The sequence below is a fragment of the uncultured Intestinimonas sp. genome, assembly GCF_944387725.1.
Taxonomy (GTDB): domain Bacteria; phylum Bacillota; class Clostridia; order Oscillospirales; family Oscillospiraceae; genus Intestinimonas.
In genome coordinates, this window is record NZ_CALXGA010000102.1 from 1 (window position 1) to 4,388 (window position 4,388).

General features: G+C 62.9%; 9 protein-coding genes. 3 read left to right on the plus strand and 6 right to left on the minus strand.

Annotated features, from left to right (window positions below; translation table 11 throughout):
• The 3 genes from Q0K09_RS10400 to Q0K09_RS10410 all read left to right on the plus strand — a co-directional run.
• On the plus strand, window positions 1-339 hold a 339-nt coding region (locus tag Q0K09_RS10400; RefSeq protein ID WP_294475984.1), incomplete at its 5' end, for a PepSY domain-containing protein.
• 166 nt (window positions 340-505) lie between these two features.
• Window positions 506-742 carry a hypothetical protein gene (locus Q0K09_RS10405; RefSeq protein WP_294475988.1) on the plus strand — a complete coding sequence of 79 codons (237 nt, stop codon included), beginning with the start codon at window positions 506-508 and terminating at the stop codon, window positions 740-742.
• A gap of 21 nt (window positions 743-763) precedes the next feature.
• Window positions 764-1,003 (plus strand): DUF3343 domain-containing protein, encoded by a 240-nt coding sequence (locus Q0K09_RS10410; RefSeq protein WP_294475989.1) that lies wholly within the window; start codon window positions 764-766, stop codon window positions 1,001-1,003.
• A 102-nt stretch (window positions 1,004-1,105) separates the two neighbouring features.
• On the opposite strand, the gene rplQ is transcribed toward Q0K09_RS10410, so the two are convergent.
• The 6 genes from rplQ to rpmJ form a co-directional block, all read right to left on the minus strand.
• Window positions 1,106-1,447 carry a 50S ribosomal protein L17 gene (rplQ, locus tag Q0K09_RS10415; RefSeq protein ID WP_294475992.1) on the minus strand — a complete coding sequence of 114 codons (342 nt, stop codon included), beginning with the start codon at window positions 1,445-1,447 and terminating at the stop codon, window positions 1,106-1,108.
• Between the two features lie 318 nt (window positions 1,448-1,765).
• Complete coding sequence (locus tag Q0K09_RS10420) at window positions 1,766-2,719, minus strand: DNA-directed RNA polymerase subunit alpha (RefSeq protein ID WP_294475995.1); 954 nt, start codon at window positions 2,717-2,719, stop codon at window positions 1,766-1,768.
• 122 nt (window positions 2,720-2,841) lie between these two features.
• A complete protein-coding gene (gene rpsD / locus Q0K09_RS10425; RefSeq protein WP_294475996.1) occupies window positions 2,842-3,444 on the minus strand; it encodes a 30S ribosomal protein S4 in 603 nt (200 codons plus the stop codon).
• A 27-nt stretch (window positions 3,445-3,471) separates the two neighbouring features.
• Window positions 3,472-3,873 (minus strand): 30S ribosomal protein S11, encoded by a 402-nt coding sequence (gene rpsK / locus Q0K09_RS10430; RefSeq protein WP_058118494.1) that lies wholly within the window; start codon window positions 3,871-3,873, stop codon window positions 3,472-3,474.
• A gap of 15 nt (window positions 3,874-3,888) precedes the next feature.
• Window positions 3,889-4,257, minus strand: coding sequence for a 30S ribosomal protein S13 (gene rpsM, locus Q0K09_RS10435; protein WP_294476016.1), 369 nt, complete (start codon window positions 4,255-4,257; stop codon window positions 3,889-3,891).
• Between the two features lie 17 nt (window positions 4,258-4,274).
• A complete protein-coding gene (gene rpmJ, locus Q0K09_RS10440) occupies window positions 4,275-4,388 on the minus strand; it encodes a 50S ribosomal protein L36 (RefSeq protein WP_006573428.1) in 114 nt (37 codons plus the stop codon).

Consider the following 4,388-nt stretch of genomic DNA (forward strand, 5'->3'; position numbering starts at 1 on the left):
GACGGCCGGGCTCAGTATGAGGTGGAGTTCTACGCCAACAACACCGAGTACGACTACGACATCGACGCCACCACCGGCGACATCCGCAGCTACGACTACGACGCCGAGTACTATACGCCCCCTGCCACCAGCCAGAGCGGCGACACCATCTCCGAGTCCCAGGTCAAGGAGATCGTACAGAGCCGGTCCGGCACCTACGACGGCACCTTCAGCCGCATTAATCTGGACTGGGATGACGGCCGCATGGTCTATGAGGGCGAGTACTACAGCGGATGGACCGAGTACGAGTTTGAGATCGACGCCTACAGCGGCACTATTCTGGGCTGGGATTGGGACTGAGTCCCCCCAGGGTCCCCACCCAGAAACGCAACCCCCTGGGGGAGGCAGCGCCTCCTCCAGGGGGTTCTCCATTTCCTGCCGCAGTCCTCCCTGCCGAAGCGCCCCCAACGGCGCACGCCGCCGCCCCGGGGAAAGAACCCCTCCCGGGCCTGGGGTTCAGCCCCCGGTGGCCGAGCGGGGCTATGTAGTCAGCGACGGCGTCCGGGCCACCGCCAACTGGTGGGTGGCCACCTTCCCGGATCCGGCCGTCCCCCGCATGACCATTGGGGCCAACTTCATCGGCGACGGCCAGCGGCTCCCCGAGGCCGGGGACGGCTGCCAGGAGGACGAGCAGCGGCCATGTAAATTTCTGATTTTATGGAAGCTCGGGCCTGGACAGGGGGCGAAAAAAGGAATAGAATAGAGGAGAAAGGGAGGCTGCCCTATGACCTATCTTGTGACATTCCGCTCCCACTTTGACGCGATTCTCACCAACCGGGCCCTGAAGAGCGCCGGGGTGGACGTGCGCCTGATGCCCGTCCCCCGGAGTCTCTCCTCCTCCTGCGGCACCTGCGTCGTCTTCCCCCTGGCGCCGGGCCAGCCCATCCCGGATCGGGTGGAGCCGCCGGTGGAGGTGGAGCACGTCTACCGCCAGCGCGGACCGGACTGGGAGCTGATCCAGTGAGCGCCCTGGAGCCGGACGTTTCTCCGCAAAACAAAAACAACGAGGTTTGACCCCTCTCGGGGCCAGACCTCGTTGCCGTTTCCAGCTATTTGGGTGCGCTGGTTACACCAGCTGCACAATGGCCATCTCGGCAGCGTCGCCCCGCCGGGGGCCGATCTTCACCACGCGGGTGTAGCCGCCGTTGCGGTCGGCGTACTTGGGGCCGATCTCGTCGAAGAGTTTCTTGGCCACGTCCTCCTTGGTGAGGAAGGACAGGGCCTGACGGTAGGTGGCCAGGCTGTTGTGCTTGGCCAGCGTGACCATTTTCTCCGCCACAGGGGCCACCTCTTTGGCCCGGGCGTAGGTGGTCTTGAGCTGGCCGTTCTCCAGCAGATAGGTCACCATAGCGCGGAGCATCGCCCTGCGCTGGTCGGAACGCTTGCCTAACTTACGGTATCCAGACATGATACGTCAACTCCTAACGGCCTTTCGCACGGCGAAAGCCCTTGTTGTAAATTCGTCCCGAAGGCCGGAGCCTTCCGAGGGGGGCCCTCCGGCGCCCTGCGGCATTCGGCGGGGGACGTTACATGCCCGCCGGACCACCCCTCTTCCGCGTGGGTTCAGGGCTTGTTTGAAACAGAGCGATGTGTCCAGCGGCGAGGGATTTTGCCCGCTGGCAAGCAATTTTTCCGCAGGAATCCTGACGGATTTCAAGGAAAAATTGCGCCGTCCAGGGGGCAAAAGCCCCGCCGGTTGGGCATGTTGACATTTTTCAAACAAGCCCTAGTTGCTGTTGTCATCGCTGGCCAGGCTCAGGCCCATCATGGCCAGCTTGTTGATGACCTCCTCCAGGCTCTTCCGGCCCAGATTGCGGACCTTCATCATCTCTTCCTCGGTCTTGGAGATCAGATCCTCCACCGTGTTGATGTTGGCCCGCTTGAGGCAGTTGAAGGACCGGACCGACAGGTCCAGCTCCTCAATGGTGAGCTCCAGCACCTTGTCCCGCTGGGCCTCCGCCTTCTCCACCACCGTGGACTTGTTGCCCATGGTCTCGCTCAGGTCGGTGAAGAGCATGAAATGGTCCACCAGGATGCGGGCGCCCAGGCTCACCGCGTCCCGGGCGGTGATGGTCCCGTTGGTCCATACCTCCAGGGTGAGCTTGTCAAAGTCGGTGAGGTCGCCCACACGGGTGTTCTCCACTGTGTAGTTGACCTTTTTCACCGGGGTGTAGATCGAATCCACCGGGATCACACCGATGACCGTCTGGGGCTGCTTGTTCCGGTCGGCGGGGACGTAGCCCCGGCCGTGGGACAGGGTCAGCTCCATGTTCAGGGAGGCGTCTGGGCCCAGAGTGGCGATGTGGTGCTCAGGATTGAGAATCTCCACCTCGCCGTCGGCCTTGATGTCGCCGGCCGTGACCTCGCCCTCCCCGCTGCGCTCAATGTAGACGGTCTTCATGCCCTCCGAGTGGAGCTTAGCGATGATGCCCTTTACATTGAGGACGATCTCCGTGACATCCTCCTTCACGCCGGGGATGGTGCTGAACTCGTGCTGGACCCCGGCGATCTTGATGGAGGTCGCCGCGGTGCCGGGCAGCGAGGAGAGCAGAATCCGGCGCAGAGAGTTGCCCAAAGTGGTGCCATAGCCGCGCTCCAGCGGCTCCACCACATACTTGCCGTAGGAGCCGTCGCCGGGGTTTTCCACGCATTCGATGCGCGGCTTTTCGATTTCTACCATGAAACAGTTACCCTCCTTGTTGCGGCGGCGGAGGGGTCAGTTCCGCCGTATCGTCATATGGTTCGTCGCGGAGCCCCTGGGGGAGATCCCCCCAAGGTCCGCAGTCGAGGGTATCAAAAGGATCACTTGGAATACAACTCGACGATGAGGTGCTCCTCGATGGGCAGGTCGATGTCCCCACGCTCCGGCATCTTGGCCACCACACCCCGGAGGGTGTTCTTCTCCCGCTCCAGCCACTGGGGCAGGGTGACCATCACTGCGTCCTCGCCGGTCAGACGCTTAAACTTCACAGAGGAGCGGCTCTTCTCCGCCACCTCGATGACGTCGCCCACGCTCACCAGGTAGGAGGGGATGTTCACCCGCTTGCCGTTGACGGTGAAGTGGCCGTGGTTCACCATCTGCCGGGCCTCCCGGCGGGTCATGGCGAAGCCCAGGCGGTAGACCACGTTGTCCAGACGGCGCTCCACCAGGATGAGCAGGTTCTCGCCCGTCTTGCCCTGGGCCTTGGCGGCCCGGTCGTAGTACATGCGGAACTGCTTCTCCATGATGCCGTAGACAAACTTCACCTTCTGCTTCTCGCTGAGCTGCATGGCGTACTCAGACTGCTTCCGGCGGACGTTGGCTTTGGGGTTGCGGTTGGTGGTCTTCTTGGCGTATCCCATGGCCGCCGGGGAAATATTCAGCGCCTTGCAGCGCTTGGCCACGGGTTGCATATTCTTTGCCATATTCTTATTTCCTCCTTCTGTCCGTCATCAGACGCGGCGGCGCTTGGGCGGCCGGCAGCCGTTGTGGGGGACGGGAGTCACGTCCTTGATGAGGGTGACCTCCAGGCCCACCGCCTGCAGGGCGCGGATGGCGGCCTCGCGGCCGGCGCCGGGGCCCTTCACATACACTTCGACGGTCTTCAGCCCGTGCTCCATGGCGGCCTTGGCGGCCGTCTCGGCGGCGGTCTGGGCGGCGAAGGGGGTGGATTTCCGGGAACCGCGGAAGCCCAGGCCGCCGGAGGAGGCCCAGCTCAGGGCGTTGCCGCCCATGTCGGTCACGGTAACCATGGTATTGTTGAAGGAGGAGCGGATATGCACCTGGCCCTTCTCGATATTCTTTCTCTCGCGGCGCTTGCGCACCACTTTCTTGCCTTTCGCAGCAGTAGCCATCGTGTTTCTCCCTCCTTACTTCTTCTTGTTGGCGACAGTGCGCTTGGGACCCTTGCGGGTGCGGGCGTTGGTCTTGCTCCGCTGGCCCCGGACGGGCAGGCCCTTGCGGTGCCGGATGCCCCGGTAGCAGCCGATCTCGGTCAGGCGCTTGATGTCCATCGCCACGTCGCGGCGCAGGTCGCCCTCCACCGTGTAGCCGTTGGCGATCACCTCGCGCAGCTTGGCCTCGTCGTCCTCGGTCAGGTCCTTCACCCGGGTGTCGGGATTGATCCCGGCCTCCTTCAGGATCTTGTTGGCGCTGGTGCGCCCAATGCCGAAGATGTAGGTGAGACCGATCTCCACTCTCTTGTCCTTCGGCAGGTCAATGCCGGCAATACGTGCCATATTTCTTCAGCGCCTCCTTAACCTTGTCTCTGCTTGTGCTTGGGGTTTTCGCAAATGACCATGACTTTGCCCTTGCGCTTGATGATCTTGCACTTCTCGCACATGGGCTTCACGGACGGTCTGACTTTCAT

What these genes read in the sequence shown, in the direction of transcription:
- Q0K09_RS10410 (WP_294475989.1), top strand. Translation starts at nt 764, where the DNA reads ATGACCTATCTTGTGACATTCCGCTCCCACTTTGACGCGATTCTCACC.
- rplQ (WP_294475992.1), bottom strand. Translation starts at nt 1,447, where the DNA reads ATGTCTGGATACCGTAAGTTAGGCAAGCGTTCCGACCAGCGCAGGGCG.
- Q0K09_RS10420 (WP_294475995.1), bottom strand. Translation starts at nt 2,719, where the DNA reads ATGGTAGAAATCGAAAAGCCGCGCATCGAATGCGTGGAAAACCCCGGC.
- rpsD (WP_294475996.1), bottom strand. Translation starts at nt 3,444, where the DNA reads ATGGCAAAGAATATGCAACCCGTGGCCAAGCGCTGCAAGGCGCTGAAT.
- rpsK (WP_058118494.1), bottom strand. Translation starts at nt 3,873, where the DNA reads ATGGCTACTGCTGCGAAAGGCAAGAAAGTGGTGCGCAAGCGCCGCGAG.
- rpsM (WP_294476016.1), bottom strand. Translation starts at nt 4,257, where the DNA reads ATGGCACGTATTGCCGGCATTGACCTGCCGAAGGACAAGAGAGTGGAG.
- rpmJ (WP_006573428.1), bottom strand. Translation starts at nt 4,388, where the DNA reads ATGAAAGTCAGACCGTCCGTGAAGCCCATGTGCGAGAAGTGCAAGATC.